The organism is Hymenobacter sp. R533113 (assembly GCF_056835965.1).
In genome coordinates this window covers 2,072,542-2,097,456 of the sequence record NZ_JAKWBD010000013.1, presented here as the reverse complement: position 1 = coordinate 2,097,456, position 24,915 = coordinate 2,072,542, and the positions used below count along the sequence as shown (strand labels likewise).

Annotated in this window: 20 protein-coding genes and 1 tRNA gene; 6 read left to right on the top strand and 15 right to left on the bottom strand. The window is 54.2% G+C overall.

The features are described from left to right. Positions 1 to 91: 91 nt before the first annotated feature. Positions 92 to 2,278, bottom strand: coding sequence for a ferrous iron transport protein B (feoB, locus tag MKZ35_RS18600; RefSeq protein ID WP_482514672.1), 2,187 nt, complete (start codon positions 2,276 to 2,278; stop codon positions 92 to 94). A 9-nt stretch (positions 2,279 to 2,287) separates the two neighbouring features. Continuing rightward, positions 2,288 to 2,551: a FeoA family protein gene (locus MKZ35_RS18595; RefSeq protein ID WP_482514671.1), complete on the bottom strand. Its 264-nt coding sequence runs from the start codon at positions 2,549 to 2,551 to the stop codon at positions 2,288 to 2,290. Positions 2,552 to 2,766: 215 nt separating this feature from the next. Between MKZ35_RS18595 and MKZ35_RS18590 the strand changes: the two genes are divergently transcribed. Both MKZ35_RS18590 and MKZ35_RS18585 read left to right on the top strand, forming a co-directional pair. Next, positions 2,767 to 3,666, top strand: coding sequence for a carboxypeptidase-like regulatory domain-containing protein (locus tag MKZ35_RS18590; protein WP_482514670.1), 900 nt, complete (start codon positions 2,767 to 2,769; stop codon positions 3,664 to 3,666). A 161-nt stretch (positions 3,667 to 3,827) separates the two neighbouring features. Beyond that, a complete protein-coding gene (locus tag MKZ35_RS18585) occupies positions 3,828 to 4,727 on the top strand; it encodes a carboxypeptidase-like regulatory domain-containing protein (RefSeq protein ID WP_482514669.1) in 900 nt (299 codons plus the stop codon). A gap of 101 nt (positions 4,728 to 4,828) precedes the next feature. Here the strand turns inward: MKZ35_RS18585 and MKZ35_RS18580 are convergent, their stop codons facing one another. From MKZ35_RS18580 to MKZ35_RS18570, 3 genes are all read right to left on the bottom strand, one after another. Next, the gene (locus tag MKZ35_RS18580; protein WP_482514668.1) at positions 4,829 to 5,437 is read right to left on the bottom strand and encodes an OmpA family protein; all 609 of its coding nucleotides are present in this window, start codon (positions 5,435 to 5,437) and stop codon (positions 4,829 to 4,831) included. Between the two features lie 93 nt (positions 5,438 to 5,530). Beyond that, positions 5,531 to 6,733 (bottom strand): alpha/beta hydrolase family protein, encoded by a 1,203-nt coding sequence (locus MKZ35_RS18575; RefSeq protein ID WP_482514667.1) that lies wholly within the window; start codon positions 6,731 to 6,733, stop codon positions 5,531 to 5,533. Between the two features lie 636 nt (positions 6,734 to 7,369). Beyond that, positions 7,370 to 9,865: a bifunctional UDP-N-acetylmuramoyl-tripeptide:D-alanyl-D-alanine ligase/alanine racemase gene (locus tag MKZ35_RS18570; protein WP_482514666.1), complete on the bottom strand. Its 2,496-nt coding sequence runs from the start codon at positions 9,863 to 9,865 to the stop codon at positions 7,370 to 7,372. Between the two features lie 58 nt (positions 9,866 to 9,923). On the opposite strand from MKZ35_RS18570, the gene MKZ35_RS18565 reads away from it, so the two are divergent. Together MKZ35_RS18565 and MKZ35_RS18560 are read left to right on the top strand one after the other, a co-directional pair. After that, positions 9,924 to 10,835 (top strand): EamA family transporter, encoded by a 912-nt coding sequence (locus tag MKZ35_RS18565; protein WP_482514665.1) that lies wholly within the window; start codon positions 9,924 to 9,926, stop codon positions 10,833 to 10,835. 59 nt (positions 10,836 to 10,894) lie between these two features. Then, complete coding sequence (locus MKZ35_RS18560; RefSeq protein ID WP_482514664.1) at positions 10,895 to 11,395, top strand: regulatory protein RecX; 501 nt, start codon at positions 10,895 to 10,897, stop codon at positions 11,393 to 11,395. A gap of 71 nt (positions 11,396 to 11,466) precedes the next feature. Here the strand turns inward: MKZ35_RS18560 and MKZ35_RS18555 are convergent, their stop codons facing one another. Beyond that, positions 11,467 to 13,119, bottom strand: a complete 1,653-nt coding sequence (locus MKZ35_RS18555) for a catalase (protein ID WP_482514663.1) — start codon at positions 13,117 to 13,119, stop codon at positions 11,467 to 11,469. Positions 13,120 to 13,272: 153 nt separating this feature from the next. On the opposite strand from MKZ35_RS18555, the gene MKZ35_RS18550 reads away from it, so the two are divergent. Continuing rightward, entirely contained in the window at positions 13,273 to 14,208 is a 936-nt protein-coding gene (locus MKZ35_RS18550; protein WP_482514662.1) for a LysR substrate-binding domain-containing protein, read from the top strand. A gap of 93 nt (positions 14,209 to 14,301) precedes the next feature. Here the strand turns inward: MKZ35_RS18550 and MKZ35_RS18545 are convergent, their stop codons facing one another. From MKZ35_RS18545 to MKZ35_RS18510, 8 genes are all read right to left on the bottom strand, one after another. After that, entirely contained in the window at positions 14,302 to 14,931 is a 630-nt protein-coding gene (locus MKZ35_RS18545) for a DUF4230 domain-containing protein (RefSeq protein ID WP_482514661.1), read from the bottom strand. A 145-nt stretch (positions 14,932 to 15,076) separates the two neighbouring features. After that, the gene (locus MKZ35_RS18540; RefSeq protein ID WP_482514660.1) at positions 15,077 to 16,015 is read right to left on the bottom strand and encodes a 1-aminocyclopropane-1-carboxylate deaminase/D-cysteine desulfhydrase; all 939 of its coding nucleotides are present in this window, start codon (positions 16,013 to 16,015) and stop codon (positions 15,077 to 15,079) included. A 209-nt stretch (positions 16,016 to 16,224) separates the two neighbouring features. Continuing rightward, positions 16,225 to 16,704, bottom strand: coding sequence for a YfhO family protein (locus tag MKZ35_RS18535; RefSeq protein WP_482514659.1), 480 nt, complete (start codon positions 16,702 to 16,704; stop codon positions 16,225 to 16,227). Beyond that, positions 16,701 to 18,779 carry a YfhO family protein gene (locus MKZ35_RS18530; protein ID WP_482514658.1) on the bottom strand — a complete coding sequence of 693 codons (2,079 nt, stop codon included), beginning with the start codon at positions 18,777 to 18,779 and terminating at the stop codon, positions 16,701 to 16,703. Before MKZ35_RS18530 ends, MKZ35_RS18535 begins: the two co-directional genes overlap by 4 nt. Positions 18,780 to 19,017: 238 nt before the next feature. Next, positions 19,018 to 19,773, bottom strand: coding sequence for a GAF domain-containing protein (locus tag MKZ35_RS18525; protein WP_482514657.1), 756 nt, complete (start codon positions 19,771 to 19,773; stop codon positions 19,018 to 19,020). 180 nt (positions 19,774 to 19,953) lie between these two features. Further along, positions 19,954 to 20,244 (bottom strand): DUF4834 family protein, encoded by a 291-nt coding sequence (locus MKZ35_RS18520; protein ID WP_482514656.1) that lies wholly within the window; start codon positions 20,242 to 20,244, stop codon positions 19,954 to 19,956. Continuing rightward, a complete protein-coding gene (locus tag MKZ35_RS18515) occupies positions 20,241 to 21,008 on the bottom strand; it encodes an FkbM family methyltransferase (RefSeq protein ID WP_482514655.1) in 768 nt (255 codons plus the stop codon). Before MKZ35_RS18515 ends, MKZ35_RS18520 begins: the two co-directional genes overlap by 4 nt. Before the next feature lie 68 nt (positions 21,009 to 21,076). Further along, positions 21,077 to 21,529: a hypothetical protein gene (locus MKZ35_RS18510; RefSeq protein ID WP_482514654.1), complete on the bottom strand. Its 453-nt coding sequence runs from the start codon at positions 21,527 to 21,529 to the stop codon at positions 21,077 to 21,079. Between the two features lie 192 nt (positions 21,530 to 21,721). On the opposite strand from MKZ35_RS18510, the gene MKZ35_RS18505 reads away from it, so the two are divergent. Continuing rightward, a tRNA-Thr gene (locus tag MKZ35_RS18505) sits at positions 21,722 to 21,794 on the top strand. 96 nt (positions 21,795 to 21,890) lie between these two features. Here MKZ35_RS18505 and MKZ35_RS18500 read toward each other — a convergent pair. Continuing rightward, positions 21,891 to 24,875, bottom strand: a complete 2,985-nt coding sequence (locus tag MKZ35_RS18500) for a PAS domain-containing sensor histidine kinase (RefSeq protein ID WP_482514653.1) — start codon at positions 24,873 to 24,875, stop codon at positions 21,891 to 21,893. Positions 24,876 to 24,915 lie beyond the last annotated feature (40 nt).

Below are 24,915 nucleotides of genomic sequence, written 5' to 3'. Positions count from 1 at the left end.
ACCGCGAGTTCCCACGCGCTGACACAATTAACGCGGTACCGCCTACTCGCTTTGCTCGTACGCGAAGCGGAAGCTTCGCGCTACTTAGCTGCTACTTGAACACCTGATACACTATCAGTGAAGACACATAGGCCAAACCTGTCATGTAGAGCAGCTGCATCAAAGGCCATTTCCAGCCTTTGGTTTCGCGGTATACAACCGCGAGCGTGCTCATGCATTGCATCGCAAATACATAGAAGACCAGCAGCGAAAATGCTCGGGCCGGCGTGAAAAATGGCTGGCCATTTTCGTCTTTCTCGGCGGCTAGTTTCTGCTGCACCGTGCGCATATCAGCGTCCTGACCTACGCTATAGATTGTAGAAATGGTCCCCACAAATACTTCGCGGGCGGCGAAAGACGTGATTAGGGCAATACCTATTTTCCAATCGAAACCCAGAGGACGAATAGCTGGCTCCAAGGTTCGGCCAAACAATCCGGCATAAGAATTTTCAAGTTTCTCGGAAGCAATTCGGTTGTCAGTTTGCTCAGGTGACAGTTGTTGCTCAGCAGCGGTAGCACGCGCTCGCTGCTCGGCCTGCTCCAACGACTTGCCCGGACCATACGAGGCCAGCACCCACAGAATAACCGAAATGGCTACAATGACTTTACCGGCCTGAAATACAAAGGTTTTTACCTTCTCGACGATAGTAATACCAACGTTTTTCCAGCGTGGCCAGCGGTACACCGGAAACTCCATAATGAAGTAGCTCCGCTCCTGCGTTTTAAGCAGCAGCTTCAAAGCCAGGGCCGAAAACATGGCCGACAGGAAGCCCAGCAAGTACAAACCCATCAGCACCACGCCCTGCAAGTTGAAGAAGCCCAGCACTTTCTCATCGGGCACAACCAAGGCCGTGAGCACTGTGTACACTGGAATCCGAGCTGAGCAGCTCATCAGTGGCGTGACGAAGATGGTAATGATGCGGTCTTTCCAGTTCTCAATGGTGCGGGCACTCATAATGGCCGGCACAGCGCAGGCTACCCCCGAAATGAGCGGCACCACACTCTTCCCGTTCAGCCCAAACTTGCGCATGATGCGGTCCATCATGAACGTGACGCGGGCCATGTAGCCCGTTTCTTCCAGCACCGCGATGAAAGCAAACAGCAAGGCAATCTGCGGAATGAAGATCAAAACGCCCCCCAGACCAGCAATAACTCCCTCAGTAAGCAGATTTATCAGCGGCCCGTTGAAGTTGGTTTGAATGAGTGAGTTGATCAGCGCAATGCCCTGATCGATCAGGTCCATGGGGTAGCTGGCCCAGGCAAATACCGCCTGAAACATCATGAACAGCACTCCAAAGAAAATCAGGTAGCCCCAAACCCGGTGGGTCAGGACTTTGTCCAGCTTATTACTGTACGGCTCATTGCGCTCGGTACGTGTCACTGATACTGCGTTGAGCAGAATCTCATTGATGCGCCCATAGCGGGCAATCGTTTCCTGCGCTTGACGCGCGGTCGGCTCGAAGCCATACTTTTCCACCAACTCCTGCACGTACTGCCGCTGATCGGGCGTTAGAAAGCTGATGTGCCGGAATTGATGGGCGTAGTGCAGCGCCAGATAATCGTTGTGCAGATCAAAATAATACCGGATCTGCCGGATCATGGGCAGCAGCTCTTCATCAGGCTCATAAAAGCCCACTGTGGGCGCATCGAGGTGCTGCGCCATTACGATCTTAAGGGCTGCCACGCCAATGCCCTTACGAGCATTCATAGGAATGATGGGAACGCCTAGCTCCTGCTGCAACTCAACGATATCGATGTGCACGCCGTGCTGCTCAGCCACATCCATCATGTTGAGAGCCAATACGGCGGGCAAGCCCAAATCGGCGAGCTGAGTAAACAGCAACAGATTGCGCCGCAGGTTGGAGGCGTCTACCGTTACCACCACGAAATCGGGGTACTGAGCCGATTCGCGGTCGTAGAGCAAGTCGGTGATAACCTTCTCGTCCAGGCTTTTCGGGTACAGCGAATACGTACCTGGCAAGTCAATAATCTCGGCGCGGTGCTGGGGCGTGAGCTGGCTGATGCCGGTCTTGCGGTCAACCGTCACACCTGGGAAATTGCCAACCTTCTGATTCAGGCCCGTGAGCTGATTAAACAGCGAAGATTTGCCTGAGTTAGGATTGCCTACCAAGGCAATGCGCGTCAGCCCACGACGGGAGTGAGGCACAGGTATGCTATCAACGCCTGAGGCGACGGCCGCCGGAGCGGACACTGTAGGTATAGTTGCCAGGCGAGCCATCCGCGCCGGTTAGTTTTTCAATAAAATGGTAGCCGCCTCGCTTACTCGTAGCGAAAGCGTATAATCTTCGTCGCCTAGTACCAGCGTGATGGGGCACCCCAACGGGGCACGGCTATTCAGGCGCACTTGCGTGCCCGGAATGCAGCCCATCTCTAATAATTTCAACGCCATTTCGGGATCCTGCAGGCAGCAAATCGTCGCGCTCTCGCCCAGACGAAGGTCTTTCACACTACGTTGGGTCATAGCGGCAGCGGTAGTAGAACGGATAGCCACGGGCAGAATTGGTTATTTAGACAAGATTCAAACAAAGGTACGCCCCATTTAGGTTTCGGCCAAAAGATGGTTTTCTTCAACTACTACTAAGAAGGGGTTTAGACCAGCTTAGAATTATTCCATCAGAAAATTGCACAGGTATAACTATTCAAGGAAAACAGGGATGACATTGGCACATTCATTGTAGTTTTGGGGTACAACTACTCATTTTTACTATGTTTAAACGTGTACTTTCTTTCGTCGTCTTTGCTGTGATGCTGCCTTATTTCAGCTTCGCACAGGCCGACCGAATTTCAGGTCGAGTAGTTGATAAAGAGACGAAGGAGCCTATTCAATACGCTTCTATCGGCTTAAAAGAAGAGCAGGTAGGCGCTTTGACCAATGAATACGGCTTCTTTCAGCTAGCTATGCCAGAGAAAAACCAGAAAGACTCGCTGATTGTGATGGCACTGGGCTTTAAGCGCACGGCTATTCTGGTAAGAAAAAGCGATAAGAACCTGGATGAAATCATCATTGAAGTGCCCAAGCGCGACTATTTACTGAACGCAGTCAAAGTTGAAGCCAGCAAGGTGAAGCCCATCGGATTGGGTGCCCGCTCCAACACGCCCGGCGATGGCATGATTCAGGGCATGCCTGGTACTCAATATGCCTTCTATGTCAAGAATGACAAAGGCAAGAAACTAGGATTAGTACGCACCGTGTCATTCTTTATCGGTGAGCATGGCTTCCCCCGCGAGCCGTTCCGCATTCGCATTTATGCGCCCGACGGCAACTACAGTTCCCCTAACTCCGACCTGCTCACCGAAAACGTAGTCGTGTCGGCTATAAAAGGCGGCGCCTGGTACACCATTGACCTGACTCAATACAACATCGTGGCGCCCGATGAAGGCTTCTATGTCGCGATGGAATGGATCGTGACGGGTGACAAGTTCTACACTACCAACTTCATGGATACTTATACGCCCTACGGTCAAATCCTGCGGCCGACGTTCGAATTCAAGGAGAGCCGGACCTGGAACTATACCATCGGACGCGGCTGGAGCTTAATAACCTTAGCTAATAATGGTATGCGCTACAACGCCATGATTAAGGCCGAAGTAGATATGTACAAGTAAGGCTTGGCCTTGCCAAGCTGTATCCAAGGCCGGTCTCTACCTGGAAATCGGTCTCTAATTATATGAAACGACGCTCGCCAGACTTACCTCAGCGTCTGTTTACCCCTCCCACAGCCCTATTTCGCTTACAAACTTCTCTCCCGGTCTGTAAATCTCACTTTATGCTCCAACGCGTACTATTCACCTTTACCTTCTGTTTGCTGCTTCCAGCGCTCAGCATAGCTCAGGAAACCCGGCTTTCTGGTCGAATTATCGACAAGAAGACGAAAGAGCCCATTCCCTTCTCTTCCATCGGTTTGAAAGAGGAGCAGAGCGGTGCTCTTACCAATGAGATTGGCATCTTCCAGATGAACGGCCCTGCCAAAAATGCCCAGGACTCCTTGATCGTTCTGGCCCTGGGCTACGAGCGTAAGGCTGTACTGGTGAAGCGCGGCGCGAGCCAAGCCGACATGGTAATTGAGGTTTCTAAACGGGTCTATGAACTGGCCGAAGTGAAAGTACAGGCCAGCAAAGTGAAAGACCTAAAGTTGGGCGCCCGCTCCAATACGCCCGGCGACGGTATGATTCAGGGCATGCCTGGTAGCCAGTACGCATTTTTTGTAAAGAACGAAAAGGGCAAGAAGCTGGGTAATGTGCGCTCCGTATCCTTTTACATTGGGGAGCATGGCTTCCCCCGCGAGCCGTTCCGGGTGCGCATCTACGCGCCCGACGGCAACTACAGCTCGCCCAATTCCGACTTGCTCACCGAAAACGTAGTCGTGTCGGCGCCGGGCGGCGGACAGTGGTTCACCATTGATCTGACTCAATACAACATCGTGGCGCCCGATGAAGGCTTCTATGTCGCGATGGAATGGATTGTAAGCGGCGACAAATTCTATACCACCAACTTCGACGACAATTATACCCCTTATGGTCAGATTATGCGGCCGACGTTCGAGTTCAAAGAAAGCCGGACCTGGAGCTACACGCTCGGCAAAGGCTGGACCCTGATGACCATGTCGGGTGCGGGCGGCTTGCGCTACAACGCTATGATCAAGGCCGAAGTAGACATGATTAAGTAACTCTATTTTATTCGATCATTATTTTATTCACTAAAAAAGCCCCCAGACTTGGTCTGGGGGGCTTTTTTAGTGAATCCGGTTGTAGACTCAGTACTTACGCGCTACTGGTTGAGCACGGCAATTTCAACACGGCGGTTTTGCTGACGGCCTTCCGCCGTAGCATTGGACGCGACGGGTTGCGACTCGCCCATGGGCTGGATAGCCAAACGGGAGGCTTCAATCTTACCGTTCTGAACCAGCCAGTTTTTCACCGCTTCAGCCCGTTGCTCGCTTAGCTCTTTGTTGTATGCCTTAGAATCGCGCGCATCGGCGTGGCCGATAATGCGCAGTTGCTTGCCAGCGGAACGCTGCCCAATAGAAGCCGATATCTGTTCCAACGCTTTTGCTGCGGTAGGCTTAATGGTGGCTTTATCGGTATCAAAGAGTACCGTTTCTTCCAGGCCGTACACGCTGTACTGGTCGTTGCCGCGCACAGATACGTCAGCAAGATTGACCTCCGGGAAATCAACGTCGGGCAGATTCAGCGCGTCCGTATCAATTAAATCGCCTTCAGCAACGGCCACAGCAGGGCCTTCCTGGCCCTCACGATAAACCACCGCTGTATCGGCGGTGGCTTCTTCGGGCTCATTTTTGGTGGCCGGATTTTTCAGGTTGTCGCAGCTAGCCAGCAGGGTAGCGGCACTGAGAATCGTAAACAGAGTCTTTTTCATAGCAGGTAAAAGTTGTGGAGCCCTGTTCTACGCACAAGACTCCATAACGGTTCACCTAGCCTATCGCCTTCATAGATGCCTGTTGTGCTTACTCTATTTCGCTTTTTCTGTGGCCTGCACTACAATCCACTGCCGGATGGCCTCCTGGGCCTGAGGCGAGAAAGTAGGATGTGGCTGTCCATTTACGATTGTCCACTGTGATGGGTCGGCCTGAAACATATGATTCACGCCTACCAGTTTGCGGCTATTGACAGAAGAGCTGCTTTTTAGACCTCTCTGCAATAGATTAAGATTAAGGTCGGCTTCAATGTACGTGTCAGCAGTACCAGAAAGCAGTAATACGGGGCACTTCACACTTGGCAGCTTATCAGCAGGACTAAAGTCCAGGAAATAGCGGTACCGATCCGTAGTCAGCAAACTAGCGCTAACTTTAGCCGTAGCCATGTCGATAGACGGATTCGTTTCTCTCAACATAATGGCTACTAAGCGCTGAGCTTTGGTATTATCAGGCGTCTGACGAATAACATCCAGGATAGCTTGGCGGCGCGTAACCCCTATCTGCATTTGCGTTGGGCTGGCGCCTAAAGAGCGATGCAAATCGGCTTGCTGCTGCAACACCAGATCACGACCCGATAAGCCGCTGGCGGCCATCGTAACCACAAAATTGGGAGCTTCCTCCTGTGCGGCGGCCAGCAGAGCAAGGTTACCACCTTCCCCGTGGCCGACAGCGCCAACCTTTGCCGCATTGATCTCGGGGCGGCTGCGCAATGCGCGCATAGCGGCTTGCAAGTCAGTCAATAAGCTAGCTTGTGTAGCTTCATTATAGTCACCGCCCGAACTTCCAACTCCTCTATCGTCAAAGCGCAGCACTGCGATACCACGACGGGTAAGGAAGTCGGCCAGCGCGCCCATGGGCCGGTAGTCGCCTACCGCGGCGTCCCGATCTTGCGGTCCCATATCCGAAATCAATACGACAGCAGGGAATGGGCCTTCACCGGCCGGAATCGTGAGCATACCGCTCAAGGTCAGGTTGGCCTCGGTATTAGTCACAGCTATTTCCTCCTCACGATAAGGAGGCGTGAGCCGGGCAGTTTTAGCAGTGCTTACTGGGGCCGATGTATAGCCAAGAGTTAAGGCAACCTGGTAGCCGGGCTGTTGCCAAGTACCCGTCAACGCCTTACCATCGGCCGAAACCAATCCCATGAACTGGCTTCCCGCTTCAGGGGCCATAAATACGATGGTATCGCCGCGCACCTCTACACTGACCGCCATCTGGCTGATCTTTTGTTGCGGCACATCTAGCGTAGCAAAGAAAGAGCCTCCGGTAAGGGCTACTACTCTAAATACAACTTCTAATTGGCCTCCAGGCACGGGCAAAGGTCCTTTCCATAAGCCATCTAAAGCGGGAGCTGCTGCACGAGCCGGAACTGCTATAAAGAGTGCAATAACCAGCCAGAAGACTAAACAAGACGAGTAGATAATTTTATTCATGCAACAGGGAGTGAGGAGTAGAAAAGGAAGTTTGAGATCAGTGCGTGGTAAGCCAAAGACGCATGATATCACCACAGCAGATTGGAATGTTCGCCTTACACAAAACATGCACCAGAGGCACAATAAAATGGCATTGAGACCAGAAAAAAACTTTTTCTGGTCTCAATGCCATTTTATACTCAAACCAAGAACCCGCAATTGTTTTTTAACCTGAATATTCGTTTAGGATATTGCTACTCGCGCGCTAGTATAGTATCTATAATGATAGCCAGAAACTACTAATTGAGAATTAGAATCAAGTATTCATTAACAAATTGTGCTTCAAAAACTCATTACTCTCAAGCTTATATTTAATTCGTTATGCTGTTACTAGCCATTTAATCTTATTAAACTATTCCAAGTAATTATTATGATAGATAAAGCTCTAATAGCTGGGTCAAATTATTCCGTTATAAATATGCGCTTCACTCGCTCGCTCACGTTCGTTAGTAGCTCGTAGGGGATGGTGCCAATGCGAGAGGCTAGCCCTAACAGCGGCATCTCCTCGCCAAATACTACCACCGCGTCGCCGGCTTGCACATCGGGAATGCGGGTAACATCTACCATACACATATCCATGCAGACGTTGCCCAAAATGGGGGCTTTTACACCGCGTATCACTACTTCGCCCACTCCATTGCCGAAGCGCCGGTCATAGCCATCAGCATACCCAATAGCTATCGTGGCAATACGCCGCTCAAAGTCGGCGGCGGCGCCACGACGTCCGTAGCCAACTGTTTGACCGGGGGGCAATTTTTTGACTTGAGAGATAATCGTGCGCAGCGTGCTGACTGGGCGCAGTGCCGCCGAATCCTTACCTGAGGCCTCTACTCCGTAAAGGCCAATGCCCAGGCGCACCATGTCTAGGTGAGCCTCTGGAAACCGTATAATGCCAGCGGAATTCAACGCATGCTTCAATACGGTATAGCCTAAAGCAGCTTCCACTAGCGGCGTCATCCGCTGGAAGGCCGCTAGCTGCTGGTGCGAAAAATCGTTATGCTGCTCTTCGTCGGCGCCAGCCAGATGAGTGAGAAGACTCGCTACACGCAGCTGGGGGGCTTTTTTTCGTAATAGTGCACACAATTCATCGAGGTCCTCCTCTGCAAAACCTAAACGCCGCATACCTGTGTCGAGCTTCAGATGGATGGCCGGCATCGGCTGATCCTGAGCCGCTAGCAGGTAATCGTGCAGGCGCTCAAAAGAGTAGATTTCAGGCTCCAGATGATACTGCCGCAGTTTTTGGAAGCTGTCGGGTGAGGGATTCATCACCATAATGGGCAGACTAATGCCGTGCTGCCGCAGCTCTACGCCTTCATCGGCATACGCTACGGCCAGGTAGTCGGCCCGATGAAACTGGAGCAGATTCGCCACTTCGTAGCTGCCGCTGCCATAAGCAAAAGCCTTTACCATCACCATCAGGCGGGTACCGGGCGCGAGTCGGGCGCGATAATAGTTGAGGTTGTGTACCAGCGCATCCAGGTTCACCTCCAGTACCGTACCATGGATTTTTTGCTGGAAAGCCGCCACAATACGCTCAAATTCAAAGCGTCGGGCGCCCTTCACCAGAATCGTTTCGTGGCGAAACTGCTCAGGCTGGAAAGCGGCCAGGAACTCTTCTGTAGTGGCAAAAAATGCCCCCCAGAGCGTATCAAATAAATGCTGATGCGCGCTTATAGCCTGACCAATACCTATAATGCGCCCCACACCATGAGCAGGGAGCTGGGCCGCAATTTGAGCATACAGCTCCTCCGCTGGCAAGCCCGATTCGAGCACGTCGGAGAGTATGAGGGTGCGCTGTCCGCGGCGAGGCTGGCGGGCTAAGGCATCGAGGGCTAAAGTGAGGCCAGCCAGGTCGTTGTTGTAGGTATCGTCGAGAACGTAGCAATCGTTGACCGCCTGCTTCATCTCTAAGCGCATGGCTACGGGCAGCAGCCGGTCGAGGCGGCGCTGAATCTCGGCGGTTGGCACCGCGTACCAGAGCAGCACGGCTAAGCAATGCAAAGCATTTTCTACCGAGGGCTCATCGGCGAAGGGCAAGGTAAACGTATGCTCCTCAAGCCAGGGACGGGCCAGATTTACACGTACCACCGTGCGCTCGGCACTGGCCTCTGTTACCGTGACGCTCAAATTAGCCTCCTGCTGATGCTGTCGACTCCAAGTAAAGGTGCGGGCCGGACCAAGCATCTGCTGAGCAGCAGCGTGGATGGCTTCATGGTCGCGGCAGTAGAAAAGCGTGTCTATAGCTTCAAAAAGCTGCATTTTCTCGTTTACCTTCTCTTGCGCCGAGTTAAAGCCCGCATCGTGAGCCGTGCCGAGGTTGGTAAAGATGCCGAGCGCAGGCTGAATAACATGGGCGAGCTTGGCCATTTCGCCTTGTTCCGAAATACCAGCCTCAAAAATACCCAGCGTGTGCGTCGCGTTCAGCTCCCACACCGACAAGGGTACGCCCACCTGCGAATTGTAGCTGCGCGGGCTTTTACAGATAAGCTCATCGGAGCCCAGTAGCTGTGACAGCCACTCTTTTACAATGGTCTTGCCGTTGGAGCCCGTAATTCCAAATACCGGAATATCGAACTGCCGACGGTGCCAGGCTGCCAGTGCTTGCAAAGCGGCTAAACTGTCTTGAACCAGCAAAAACCTAGCTTCAGGAAATGCCGATTTGCCCCCCGGAATCTCGTCTGCTCTATCTACTACAAACAGGCGCACGCCGCGCTCGTAAAGGTCGGGCAGGTAGCGGTGGCCGTTGTGCTGGGCACCACGAATAGCAAAAAACAGCGACCCGGCCGGTTGTCCCACGCGCCGGCTGTCGAGCAACAGATGCTGCACGCGACTTGTATCGGGGGGCGTTTGGAGCAAGGTGCCGCCGGTGAGAGCGGGCAAATCGGAGAAGAACAGCATGGGGAGCAAAGGTACGGCGTGTGGTATCTTTGCGGTCTTTACCGTTTGTTTCTTCGTTGTGCAACTCACTCGCTACCACCTGGCCGCACTCGCGGCTTTTCTTATTTGGGGGTTTTTCCCGATTCCGCTCCGTACGCTCACCAGTTACTCCAGCGGGCAGATTCTGTTCTTTCGGGTGCTGATTTCCCTGCTCATTTTACTAATCATCAACCTACTCTTTCGCATTTCGGCTGTGCGGGCTACATGGCATAAGTGGCGGAAAGCGCCGGTGGGTGAGCGGCGCGGGGTGGCCGGCAGCACCTTGCTGGGGGGCATTTTACTTACTTCCAACTGGCTGTTGTTTATTTATGTCATCAATAATGTGAGTGTGCAGGCGGGCTCCTTTGCTTACCTCATCTGCCCTATCCTGACAGCCCTGCTGGGGTTTCTGGTGCTGCGCGAAAAGCTGCGTCGCAATCAGTGGCTGGCCATTGGGCTGAGCGCTTTAAGCTGCGCTTTGCTGGGCACGGGCTCGGCGCGCACTTTACTTATGAGCTTGATAGTGGCATCCACTTACGCTCTCTACCTTATCACCCAGCGCCGCCTGCAAGGCTACGACCGGCTAGTACTGCTCACGGTGCAGCTTTCCTTGGCCGCTGCCTTTATTCTGCCTACTGCCAGCTTGTTGGGCGCCTCTCCCCTGGCTGGTTTTCAGGACACTCATCTGCTACTGATGACGGCTATTCTGAGTGCCGTATTCACAGTGCTGCCGCTGTTTCTGAACCTGTACGCCCTGAATACGCTGCCTTCGGGCACGGTGGGTATTCTGATGTATCTAAATCCGGTAGTAAGCTTTCTGCTGGCTTTTCTTTATTTCAACGAGGCTGCTTCCACCTTACAGGCTATTGCCTACGCTGTTATTTTGGGCTCGGTAGTGTTGTACAATATGCGCTTCGGAGCTAAATCAGCCAGTACTCAACCCAACCTTTGATTCTTTTGTGCTTAGGCTGAGTTAAATCGTATAGGTACCTAAACCCCCATTCACAACGCATGCAGCAGCCCGCCAAGAAATTTTATACGCCCCCGGAAGCCCTTCAGAAAATAGCCTCCTTTTGCACTTATCAGGAACGTACGTTCAAGGAAACAGAAGAAAAGCTGCGCAGCTATGGCCTTACTGAGGACGAAGCCGGGGAAATCATTATTCGCCTGAGCCGGGAAAAGCTGTTGGACGAAGAGCGCTACGCCAAGAGCTTTGTGCGCGGTAAATACCGGCTGAAGAAGTGGGGCCGCCGCCGCATTCTGCAAGACCTCAAGTTTAAAGGCATCTCCGACTACTGTATCAAGGAAGGGATGAAAGAGATAGACGGCGACGAGTACTACCAAAACCTAATCGATGTTTTGGAAAAGAAAGACCGCCAGGAAAAGGAAAAGAATGTGCGGGTGCGCCGCCAAAAGCTCCAGCTTTTCATGACCAGCAAAGGCTATGAATCTGATTTAATAAAAATGGCGCTGGATGACTTAGGCAAGGAAAAGACCGACGAAGACGAATAACGCTACTACTCTACTCCAACAAAAAAGCCCCCGCACATGCGGGGGCTTTTTTAATAAACTATTGCTTAGCCCTAGTAAGGCTGAGCTACGTGAGCCCGCTCTTCGGCTTGCTCTACCGCTTGGGCACTCTTGCTTTCGTTGGCCTGAGTAGCACCTTGCGCACCAGCTTTGGCCTGCTGAAGGCCTTCTGCCAAGCGACGGCCCCAATCCTGGTCGCACTTGCCAGTTAGCTCAATCATCTTATCCTGAATAACTTGAGCAGCGTTTGCAAGGGCGCCAACCATATTGGTGATAAGGTCTTCACGCTCCCAATCTTCGTGCAGACGATACCGCTCACCAGCCTGCTTGAAGTCGTTGGTGCGGTCGATGCTCTGACGAATCAGGCGGCCCTCGTAGCGAGGCATATGATCGGGGTGCGTGCGAGGGGCTTCTTTCAGACCATTCAACGATGAGGGCTCGTAGTTGATGTGGTTGTTCTGACCAGGAGCCGAATCAACATGATACGTCATCTGACCATCGCGCTGATTGGTCGCTACGTGCTTTTTAGGCGCATTGATGGGCAGCTGCAAATAGTTAGTACCTACCCGATACCGTTGCGTGTCGGAGTACGAGAACGTCCGGCCCTGCAGCATTTTATCGTCGGAGAAGTCCAGACCATCTACCAGCACACCAGTACCAAAGGCCACCTGCTCTACCTCGGCGAAGTAGTTCTCAGGGTTGCGGTTCAGCGTCATTTTGCCCACAGGCAGGAAAGGAAACTGATCCTGGGGCCAGATTTTGGTATCGTCGAGCGGATCGAAGTCGAGTTCTGGGTGCTCATCGTCACTCATGATCTGCACACATAGCTCCCACTGCGGGAATTCGCCAGCTTTGATGTGGTCGAACAGGTCCTGAGTAGCGTGGTTGAAGTTCTTGGCTTGAATCTTCTCAGCCTCAGGCTGGGTCAGGTTCTTGATGCCTTGCAGCGGCTCCCAATGATACTTCACTAATACAGCCTCGCCCTGCGCATTTACCCACTTATAGGTATTTACGCCCGAGCCTTGCATCTGCCGGTAGTTAGCCGGAATACCCCAGGGCGAAAACAGGAAGCTCACCATGTGCATGGCCTCCGGCGTGTTGCTGATGAAGTCAAAGATGCGCTCCCCGGTTTGGCGGTTGTGCACCGGATCAGGCTTCTGCGAGTGAATCAGGTCTGGGAATTTGAGGGCGTCACGGATAAAGAACACCTTCAGGTTGTTGCCTACGAGGTCCCAGTTACCGTCTTCGGTGTAGAATTTCACCGCGAAGCCGCGTGGGTCTCGTAGAGTCTCGGGCGAGTGTCCGCCGTGACCTACCGTAGAGAAGCGTACGAATACGGGCGTTTCTTTGCCTTTCTCTTGAAACAGCTTAGCTCGCGTATACTTGCTGATTGCCTCATCACCTACTTTGCCGTAGGCTTCAAACACTCCATGAGCGCCAGCGCCACGGGCGTGTACCACACGCTCCGGAATACGCTCCCGGTCGAAGTGGCTGATTTTCTCCAGCAGCTGATAGTTCTCCAGCGTCACAGGACCGCGGTTGCCCACGGTGCGCGAATTCTGGTTATTGGTAACGGGATGGCCCTGGCGGGTGGTCAGCGTTTGGGCGTTTTCGCCGGCCGCCGTGCGCGTGTCCTGCGAAGTACCCGCACCGGTGACGGCCGTGCCCGTACCGTTGCCGGACGTGGGATTTTGGTCTTGGTCCATAGGAAAGCTTTGTTTAGGTGATGACTACTTATACGAGATGTTTCGAGAGACAATCTTATATAATTACTGTCAAAGATGCTGTTGTAATAAGTATAAATCAAATCATTTGTTTTGATAATAGTATAAGCAACGCTTATAGTTTACCTTCGGACGGTGAATCTGCAACAGCTTGAATACCTTATTGCGCTCGACACGCACCGGCAGTTTGTGGGGGCCGCTAACAGTTGTCACGTAACGCAACCCGCCCTCAGCATGCAACTCCAGAAGCTAGAAGATGAGTTGGGGGTGCTTCTGTTCGACCGCAAGAAAAAGCGCTTAGAGCCTACCGCCGTGGGTATTAAAGTAATTCAGCAGGCGCGCCATGTGCTGCGCGAAGTGCAGCTGCTTCGTGAAGTGGTGCAGGTGGAAAAAGGCGAATTGGTGGGCGATGTACGGCTGGGTATTATCCCAACGCTGGCCCCGTATCTGGTGCCCTTATTTTTGGTAACCCTGGCTGAGCGTCATCCTCAGTTGCGGGTGCGGGTAGAGGAGATGCAATCAGAAGAATTGGTCCGTCGGCTCAAAGCTCACCAGCTTGATATAGGACTTCTTATCACGCCTCTCAATGACTTGCAGCTCCGCGAAGTGCCTTTGCTGGAAGAGCCCTTCCTGGGTTATGTGTCGGAATCGCACCCTTTGTATGCGCACGCAACTTTACGCCCCGCTGACCTTTCGGGTACAGGCTTGTGGTTATTACAGCAAGGCCACTGCTTTCGTAATCAAGTACTTACTATTTGCGCTCCATCGGACGACATACACCCGTACACGTATGAAAGCGGCTCTATTGAGACCTTAAAGGAGTTGGTACGCCGCAACAATGGCTATACGCTGGTACCTGAGCTGTCGGTATTGGATGAGGCGGATGACAACCCCATGGTAAAGCGCTTCGAGTCTCCCGAGCCGGTGCGCGAAGTAAGCTTAGTGGTACATCACGGCTTTGTCCGCACCCAGCTACTTACTAATCTGCGTGAGTTGATTCTGGAGCAAGTGCCCGAGCGGCTACACGCGGGCCAGACGACGCAGGAGAGAGGTGAAATTGTGAAGTTGTGAAATGGTGAGGTTAATGTTCGGTTTGCGCCATCTGCGCGGTTTGCGCCGCAAGAATCTAAAAATCAGCATCTCACAACTTCCCCTCTTCACCACCTAGCGCTTCGCAGGCCGCTGGGGCGGGGCCATTTGCTGGGTTAGTACCACACGGCGACCCGTCATGGTTTCGAGCATAGGGCGCAGTATTTTCTCTGCGTTTTGGGTGGTTTGAGGCAGGATGCCCGATTGCAAGGCCGTACGCCGAACGTTACTCTCGGCGTAGCGGTAGCCTTCATCGATGAGTTCGGCGTCCTGAAAAAACGAGTTCTCCGTGCTAAACACTTTGCTCTGACTGTGGTCGACGCGCCAGGTGCACAGCTCGGGCGCTGGCAAGGCCAATCTTATTACTGAGTCGCCCTCAAACACAACATCCTGGGCGCGCACTTTAGTCATGTCGAGGCAGCCTACCGCCTCCCCGGCCACGATAAGAGCTACTTTGGAATCGGGCAAAAAGCGGTAGCTGCTCTTGCGATATTCCACCACATCTTTAAAGCGGAAGCGCACTAGTTCCATGCGGCCCAGGCTTTCTACTTTAGTCAGCACCGTGTTATGGGTTACCGTGATTTGCGGAGTGGGTCGCAACGGATTCTGCAATTCAGCCAGCGTGGGCTGCACCTTTTCCCATAAAAACCAGCCTAGCCCCACTAAGAACAACAATGGCAATAAGCGGCGGAGTAAGCGGATCATTCAGTGAGGGAAAGGAGTGAGATAGAAAACGAATCAGATAGCTGGCCTGAATACGTTGCCAGTTCATCTAAGGCACTGTTGAGTCGTAACAAAGATTCGCTGGCTTTTAATTCTCGCCGCTGAGTTATCATTTCCAGACAGCTCTTTAGGCTACATCTGGCCACCATTCACTTCGCTTCTCAAATCGGGCTCGAAAGCCAGCCCAGGCTTGCAGCCCGCCCGTATGCACCGCCACCACGGTACTGCCAGCCGCGAAGTAGTCTTGATTTAGTAAATCCAGAACTCCATATAACAGCTTGCCCGTGTACAAAGGGTCGAGCAGCACGCCGTGGCAATGGTGAAATTGCTGCATAAACAGCATGAGCTCCGGCGAAAACTTGGCGTACCCACCAAAGTGATACTGCGTCTGCACTGACCATTGTGCTGTCAGCGACTGACCGGCAGCAGTTGTTAATGCTTCAATATCGTCTTTCAGAAAGCCACCGTTTTTTAGAGCAGCCACGCCAATGGCTTGCTGCTGCAAGGTTAGCTCCCTCAAAATGCCCCCCAGTGTACCGCCAGTACCACAGGCAACGCACAGCGCATCGAAGGAAGTTTGCGCACTCAGCTCGGTTACTAATTCGGCGCAGCCACGGAGGGCGAGTTCGTTTGTACCGCCTTCGGGCAATACATAGGCTGGTCCCATTTGGCGCAGCAGTTCGGCTTGAAAAGCCGGCTCCTGCTTAAGGCGGTAATCATCGCGGCTGATATAGCGCAAAGCCATACCATCGGCTACGGCTTGTGCTAGCGTAGGGTTCAGGGTGCTTGTTGGCTCGCCCCGCACTACCCCAATTGTGCGGAAACCATACAAACGGCCAGCCGCCGCTACTGCCGCCAAATGGTTGGAAAAAGCCCCCCCGAAGGTAAGCAGCGTGTGGTGGCCTTGGGCGCGGGCTTCCAGTAAGTTGTACTTGAGCTTGCGCCACTTGTTGCCCGGCAGCTCGGCGTGCGTCAAATCATCGCGGAGCAAAATCAGCCGGATGCCCCGATGGTGAGCGGCAGGTTCGTCTAGTTCCTGGAGAATCAGCGGCTTTGCAGGGGTCATAAGTGTATTACCATGCTCCGGCTTGGGCCAGGGTTGCGGCCGTTGGGATGTAGCGCGAACTTTTAGTTCGCGTATCGTTGCTGAGATTAAACCAATCGATAAAAAAGCCCCCTAACTGCTGTTGTTCAACCATACGCGAACTAAAAGTTCGCGCTACACCCTAATGATTTCCCAAGCGGGAGCTAAGCTGCGCTTTCCTTCGGTTGGTGTTACACCGCTACCAAATCTTGATTAGCCAGCACTGGCCGCTTTCTCCAGATATAGAAAGCCACACCTATTAAGCCAAGAATCAAGATTATGGACGACACCAACGACACTGTGTTGCCAATGACGTAGGCCTGGGGCTCGAACTTAAACTCAATGGTATGCTGGCCAGCGGGCACGGGCAGGGCTCGCAGCACATAATTGGCCCGGAGGTGCGGCACCAGTTTACCATCGATATACGCGTTCCAGCCGTCCTTATAATAGATTTCGGAGAACACAGCAAAGCCATCCTGGGTGGCATTGGCCTGATATTTCAGCGCATTGGGCGAATACTTAGTCAGGCGGATGGTGGAGCCGGCGGCGTTGTAGGCCGTTTTTGTAAGCGGGAATTTCGAGGCATCAACTACGGCCGTGGTAGCGGGATTGAAGTTGCTGAGGGCTTCAATTTCCTGGTCGGGGCTCTGCACTTTTTGGATTTCGCTCACAAACCAGGCGTTACCCAACGCAGCAGGGTTGCGCTGTACCTGAGAGGGTTGATTAGTTTGCGGGTTGGGGGCGTAATCAGGTAGCGGGTGTTCAGCATGTTGAGCACCTGCGTATTGTTCTGCGAAATCTGACGCTCGATCAGATCCTGGTAGCGGCGCAGCTTCGCCCCATGGTAACCGCCGATGCTCTTGTGGAAATAGGAAGTATTCGCTTCGTTGAAGGGGTTGTTTAGGTTCAGCACCCGGTAGCTAAGGTCCTTATCCTGCAGAATCTGCTGATCCTGAGGAGTTGGCACAAACTGTTGCGTAATCGTTTCGCGCTGGAAGTTGGAGTCGTTGAGGTAGCGCTTATCTACGGCCCATAAATCGACGAGGGTGAGCGCAGCCATGACGGCGGCCGCGGCCGTAGCGGAAAGCTTCCGCTGCAAAAAGAAGTACAAAACGCCCCCCGCCGTCAGAATAAAGAACAATGAGCGCAGCACATCGGTCCGGAGCAGACTAGCGCGATCTTCGCGAATAGCATCAAGCGGAAAGCCGCTTTGCTGCAATTGCGCATCAATAGGAGACGCATAATCGGCGCCCAGGCTGAGCAGCCAGGCCAGGACGCACAGGCCAGCCGTGCCGGCCACGGCGTAAAGCAGCTTGCGCTTGAGGTCGGATATTTCGGCTGAGTCGGCAGTGGGAAGAGAAAGCGCCGGATGACCCGCTACTGGCACCGAAGTCGTGCTTTGAGCACGCAGCACGCGGGCCAAAGCCAGGACGGCCAACAAAGGCATAGCCAGCTGCGCAATCACCAATGCCATACTCACTGACCGGAATTTGTTGTAGCCAGGGAAGTAGTCGAACATCAGATAGTTAAAGGTCTCGAAGTTCTTACCCCAAGCTAACACAATTGACAAGATAGTGCCTGCCAGTAACCAGACGCGCAGACGACGATCCGCCACAAACAACCCCAGCACAAACAGCAGACACACCACCGCGCCCACATACACTGGGCCGCTAGTACTAGGCTGGGCGCCCCAATACAAAGGCAACTGGCTCAAGTAATCACGCAGCTGCACGGGTGGGACGCCGAGTTGGGTAAGTGCCTTGCCGGTGGCCGAGTTTTCGCTCAGCGCACCCTGGCTGGCACCACCGTAGTAGTTGGGAATAAGCAAGGTAATAGTCTCGCCTACCCCGTAGCTCCAGCCAAAAGCGTAGTCACGGTCGAGGCCGGAGCCGCCGGGAGCATCATCGGAAGCAGCGGCGGCTGGGGTGCCGGGCGAAGGCGTCGTAAGCTCAGAGCGGCCGCGGATGGAATACTTGCCGTATTCAGCCGTTACATAGAGACGGCCAAAGCTGACGCCTACAGCCAGCAATGCCGCTGCGCCTAGCAGAGCAGTGCGTCCTAGAAAGTCGGGTAAGCGCTTTTCGCGGAAGGCATAAATCAGTTCCACCACCCCGAATACCAAGACCAGCAATAGCAGGTAATAGGTGATTTGCAAGTGATTGGAGCGCACGTTCATGGTCAGGCCCAAAGCAAACAAAGCCGCGCCCAGCCAGCGGTTGCGCCGAAACGTGACCAGCAGCCCCGCCAGTACCAGCGGCGCGTAAGCAATAGACAATGACTTGGTATTGTGCCCAGCGGCCAGAATAACGAGGTTGTAGCTGGTGAAGCCCAGGGCAATAGCTCCCACCACCGCTACCAAAGGCCGCACGCCCAGCACTACAAACAGGATATAGCCGCAGAGTAGCGCCAGAAACAGGTTGGCTACTACCGCCGGCAGATTCAGGGTAAAAACCTGGTGTAGATAGGTGGATAAATCGCCGGGGAAGCGGGTGCTGATGAGATAAGTAGGCATCCCGGAGAACATGGAGTTGGTCCACAGCGCCTCCTCACCTGTTTCGGCCCGGTAGGTGGCTGCCTCCTGCGAGCCGCCGCGAAACTGCACGATGTCGTGCTGGGCAAGCGTTTCACCTTCCAGCACCAAAGGCGAGAAGTATACGAATACCAGCGCCAGGAAAAACAACACGGCCAGCAGGTGCGGCAGCATCCGCCGCCACAAGGGCACGGCAACGGGAGAAACAGTAGTCATCAGCGAAAGAAGGAGTCGAGTAACGGCCAAAAAGCCCCCCAGGGCCCGGCAAGGCCCGCCGAAGGTAGGTCGTTTATTTTATTCGGGGAAGTGGGTGGTTGTAGCCGAACGATTTTTATAGACATAAAAATGCCCCCCAGCCGTATGGTTTTTAAACCGGGGAAGCTGGGGGGCATTTTTGAGAAGAAGCTATTCTATGATCGAACAGCAAGGTAGACCAACGAGTCCGACAGCCAAATCAAGCCTCGTCTTCGCTTTTGTCCAGGGCAAGCACGGTGGCCAGAGCCTCAGTAATTTGCTTGTCTAATAGCTGAGTAATTAAATCAGCCTCTTCTTCAATAGATTGCTGATACGTGAGCGCCGCGGGCGTGTGCGGCGACTCCTCCCACCGGGCCAGCTCGGCTAAGGTGTTCAGGCGGGTGAGCGATTCATCCAGATGATGGTAGAGTTGTAGCCACGTGGCGCTAGAGTGCGGAAGATGGTTTTTCAATGCCAAGCGCAGGTCGAGCAGCTTCATCACAACGGTCGCTAATGCTTGCAGACGCAGTTGCTCGGTAATGGAAAGTATGCGGGGCTGGCGGTCAATCACGCACAAGGTTCCAATATTATAGCCCTCCGCGTTGCGTAATGGATACCCGGCATAAAAACGGAGCCGCAGTGCCTCTGCTATATCTGGCTTGGTCAGCTCACAGGGCGCGAGAAGCAGGTCTTCGTATATGGTCGTATCATCCTGCAAAATGGCCACCGAACACATACTCTCGTCGCGGGTCACGCGCTCAGTGCCGGCTAAGCCAAAGTTGGCTTTAAACCAAACGCTGTTCTCTTCCACCAGCGATACCAGTGCAATGGGCACATCGAACAGCTTAGCCGTGAGGCGAACTACCTCATCAAAGACGGCGTCGGGTGCGGTGCCAAGTACCAGGTAAGGAGCCAGGGCTTGTAGGCGTTGCGGGTCGTTGGCCGGTACAAGCGAGCTAGAATTAGTGTGGGGCATAGCGATTTAAAAACACTCTATTGCTCGCCAGCTTTCAGCAAGACGAACTATTTATTCTAAAAAACAAAACACGAGCGTACCAACTAGCACTCCCTACTAACAGAGCCTTGCAGTGGGAAAACCGCCACTTTATCAACCAGATAGCTATGCCACTGGCAGAAATCATTTGATACACTAAGTTTATTTCACTTCCTCGTATTCCACGTAGTCACCGCCATTAAACTTGGTCTCTGGGCGGGCTTTGGGCTGCGGTGGCGCATACTCTACGCGCACTTCGCCGGGAGCAGGCGCGGGGCCGGACGGCGGCCCAAACGGCGAGGCTTGCCCGAAAGGAGGCGCCTGACCAAACTGCTGACCGTAGCGGCGAACTTGTTTTTTGATGAACATGCCCACTACCAAACGCAGCACCACGGGCAGCACGAAGCGCACGAGCAGCGAAATGATGAGCAGGGTTAGGAGGAACTTGGTCATGGGCGGGAAGGCGGGGAAACGGGTTGAAAGTAAAAATCGGCCGTGACGGCGCTGGTAAGTTGCTCAGCCGAGCAGGCTACAAGTTCAGAACGCGCCGACAGCATAAATGGTTTATAGCCCAGCTCCGCCAGCAAATGAACCACGGCCTGCCGGTTCTCCAGACCATTCAGCTCCGTTTGGATAAGGGGCTGAAAGCGGCGCAAGGTGGCCTGCAAGTGGCGAAATACTTCGTGCTCAAAGCCTTCTACGTCGCATTTTACAAAATCCAGTCGAGGCAACTCAGCCAGCAGCTCATCGGGCACGCGCATGGGCACCTCGTAGGTGCGGGCGTAGGTTTCGTGGGGGTTGGAGGCTGCTACTTTAGTCATGCCGTGGTGAAGCAGACCATCGCGCTCGGGCGTGCCCATTTGCACGGTGGTATTTTGCCCCCCAAGGGCGTAAGGCAGCAACGTAAGATTGTCGTGGCCACTCAGGCGGACATTGTCGCGCCAGATTTTTTGAAAATCCGGAATGGGCTCTACAGCCAGAACCTTGCCCTCCGCTCCTACCAGGCGTGATAAGGCCACGGAGTAATAGCCCAGGTTAGCACCAATATCCAGGCACACGAACCCGGGCTTGATAATCTTTTCCAGAAAGAACAGCTCGGGGTATTTTGCCCGCCCCCAGCCCGCGCCCACCAGTCCCAGATACACGCGGCTCACGAAACGGATGTAGCGCTCGAAGCCGAGGGCCTGGACCAATAATTTGCGGAGCTGTTTTACCATAGCGGCGGCAAAGGTAGCACGTCCGGTTACGTAGACGCGCTAAACTGAGCAGCCCTACGCACGGCAGCTTACTTTCTGCGCTTGCGCGTTGCCCGCGCCGCGCCCGCCGCAGCCAGCCCACCAATCAGGTACCAGGCTACCGTCATCAGCTTGGTTTGAGGCGTGCGGTTGCTGGGAGCTTTGCCCAAGCCCATCGGGCCGGGCAGTACCACGCCGCCTATGCCCGCCGCTAAGCCGAGTAGGGCGCCTCGTTGCCATGCATTTTTGCCCGCACCTACCAAGCTGTAGTACAAACCGTTGGAAAGCAGGTCGCCAGCCATTGTCAGGTTGAACAGGGTGTCGTGGTCGGGCTGGGGGGCATTTGCCTTACCCAGCAGTTTGCGCAGGCCGCGCATACCCAGCACGTCCATGCGCGGGGCGGTATCGGGGATGAGTTGGCGGACGGTTTCGTGCACAGCCGTCAGCACGACGGCGCCCACAAAGCCATTACCCAAGGCGCGTAATACGGTTGCGGATTTCATCTGGTATTGGGGTCAAATTCAAACTAAATCCAGCTATTGGGACCGGATGCTTTTCCCCAAACGCATAAGCGCAACGGCACGTTGCCCGGTTTCTGCCAGCGGTTGAGGTTAGAAAAAAGCCCCCAGCATTGCGCAAGTTTCCAGCACCTGCCTATCTTTGTTGGCCTGAGCAACTACGGTTGTTCAGCAGACGCCTCTTTAGCTCAGCTGGTAGAGCAGCTCATTCGTAATGAGCAGGTCGTTGGTTCGAGTCCAATAAGAGGCTCTCCGTAAAAAAGCCCCCCAAAGTCGCCGACGCGCCTTGGGGGGCTTTTTTCTTATCGTGCTTTTCTAGCTGAGCACGCTACTGGAACTCTAAAAATCAGCGCCGGAAGTATACGCGGAAGGTGGAGCCCACCCCGAGCTGGCTTTCTACCTCAATTTTGCCCCCCGCGTTCTCAATTATCTTCTTGACCATGTACAGGCCAATGCCGGAGCCCTCCACATGGGTGTGGTAGCGTTGAAACATGGAAAACAGCTGTCGCTCCCGCGTCAGGTCGAGGCCCAGGCCGTTGTCCTGCACTTCCAGAACGTCGTACTCTGCTTCGGTACGGCAGCTAATGTGCACCTGGGACGGGCGGTCGAGGTGACGGTATTTGCAAGCGTTGCTCAAGAGATTATACACTATCGAGCGCAGATTTTTCTTGGAAAAAGAAAGCGTAGGACAGGCTTCTACATCTACCTCCAACTGCGCCTCAGCTTGCTCCATCAGGGACATTAAATCCAGGCGCACTCCCTCAATAACTTCGGCCAGATCAATGGTTATTGCGGGCTGATCGTGTTCCTTTTGCAGCTTCGATACCTCCGTAAGATGGTCGATGGTTGTCTTGAAACGGTCAACCGCGCCTTGCATCAACGACAAAATGAAGTTCACATCGTCATCTTGGCCACTGACCGGCAATTGCTGTTGCAGCGCATGTAGTAGGCCCTCAATGTTGGTAATAGGAGCTTTCAGGTCGTGGGAAGCGGTATAAATGAAGTTGTCCAGGTCCACGTTGGTGCGCGTAAGCTGCTGGTTGGCGGTGCTCAGCTCCGTATTGAGGCTTTGGGCTTCGTCGCGGGCTTTGCTCAGCTTGCGGGTGAGCCGTTGCAGAGCCGTTGCGGCCTGCTTCTGCTCATGAATATCCGTGGCCGCGCCCACCCACTGTACTACTGCGCCGGCTGTGTCGCGCACGGGTACGGCCCGGTCCAGATACCAGCGGTATTCGCCAGTGGCCGCTATGCGCAGGCGTGCCTCGGCCTGAAAGAACTGCTGTGTGCGTACGGCCTCCCGCCAAGTTTGCACAAAGGGCTCCTGGTCTTCGGGGTGAATATATTCCTTCCAGTTTAGGCCCTGGCCATTGGCCGCGGCAGTGAATTGTTCCCAGTGTGGGCTTAGGTACGTAGTATGCCCTTGAGCATCTGCCTCCCACACAATCATGGGCGTAGTTTCGGCCAGCCGCCGGAAGCGGGCTTCGCTACGCTCGGCCTGCTGTTGGGCCTGCACTTGCTGGGTTACTTCGAAAGCAAACACCAGCACGCCATCAATGCGCCCGTGCTCGTCGTAGCGGGCCTGCTGGAGGTAGTTGAAGTAGCGGTCTTCCAGCACCCCATCGCCGGGGCGGGCAAAGGGAACCAGAATACTGTGCTCTTCGTGGGTAACACCCGTTTCGTAGACCCGACGGAAGGTAGCGTACACCGCATGACCAGCTATTTCCGGCAACGCCGTCAAAAGTGGTTTACCCAGTAACTGACGACCGGGAAACAGCTGCTGATAGCCAGGATTGACCAACTCATACACCAGGTCCGGTCCACTAAGGATGCAAATTGCGGCTGGGGCCTGCATGAACAGGCACTCAAGGCGAGCCCGCTGCCCTTCGGTTTCGGCTTGAGCATGCTGCACGGCTTGCGTGCGCTGGGCCACGCGGGCTTCCAGCTCCTCGTTGGCAGCGGCCAGCTCTTCGTTCAGGTTTTGCACCTGTTGGCGAGCCAGCACCTGTTCACTGACGTCGTAAGCAAAAATGAGGATGCCTGCTACCGCGCCGGCCGCGTCGTGGGTTGCCTGGTAGATAAAGTTGAAATACACTGGGTCGAGCCGGCCCGAATTGGTTTGGTCAAGGTAGGCCAGCACCTCATTGCCGTAGTAGGTTTCACCAGTGCGGTAGACGCCGTCGATCAGCCCAAAAAATGGCTGACCTTCCAAATCCGGTAACGCCTCTCGAATGGGTTTGCCCGCCAGCGGTCGGCCGCCAAATAGCTGTTGGTACGGAGAATTAGCCAGCTCAAATATGTGCGCGGGACCAGTGAGGCTGGCAATGGCCGCCGGGGCCTGCATAAACAGCGTGTGCAATTGCTGGCGCTGGAGGTCAGTTTCGGCTCTGGCAACTTCCGCTTGATGGGTGGCAGCTGCCAACTCCAGATTAGTAATTGCTAGCTGCTGGTTCAATTCCTGCAGCTTGGCTTCGTCTTGTTCCATCTGCTGGCGGGCCAGCACCAGTTCGCTCACGTCATAGGCAAAGACGAGGATGCCATCAATCGTGCCCGTGGCATCGCGGGTAGCTTGGTTGATAAAGTTAAAATAACGCGGGTTGGCCCCTTCGTAATCAGCATGGGAAAAATGAATGGGGATTTCGTTGCCGTAGAAGGTCTCGCCGGTGCGGTACACTTCATCGAGCAGGCCAAAAAACGGCTCGCTTTCCAGCTCCGTCAATGCCTCCCGAATGGTTTTACCCAGTAGCTGCCGCCCACCAAATAGGTGATGGTAAAGCGGATTAGCCACGGTAAAAACGTGCGTTGACCCCGAAAGTCGGGCAATACAGGCCGGCGCCTGGCTAAACAGCGTGTCCAGCTGCTGGCGCTGGGTTTCTACTTGGGCCAATGCTTCCCGCTCGCGGGCTTGGCTTTCGCGCAGGGCTACTTCCACGGCGCTGCGCTCCTGATCAGCCGTGTCGGTGAAGCTGACTACCAGCCGCTCGCCGCTACGCTGGGCCACGTGGCGAAAGTAATTGTCGTAGCCATCGGCTTGGTAATTAATGTCGAATGCTTCCGTCTGCCCCGTCTCAAACACGCGCTGGTAAAATGCCCAAGTGCCAGCGGCCACAGTATGCGGAAAGCGGCTAAGCAACGTGTCTTCAGGCCGTTCCGGCAAACCCAGGATTCGCTGACCGGCGGGGTTGAGATAGTCCAGCGCGAAGTCTACTAACCCATTATCTGGCCCGTACAGAGGACGCAGGAGCAAAACGCCGCTCAGCGAAACTTCAAATAAGGTCTGAAACAGGTCGTCGGGGGAGAAGCGTGGGGCAGAAAGCGGCGCGGGCAATTCAAACATGATAGAGGCTAAGACACTAAGGTCGGCTTTCTGGGCAGCG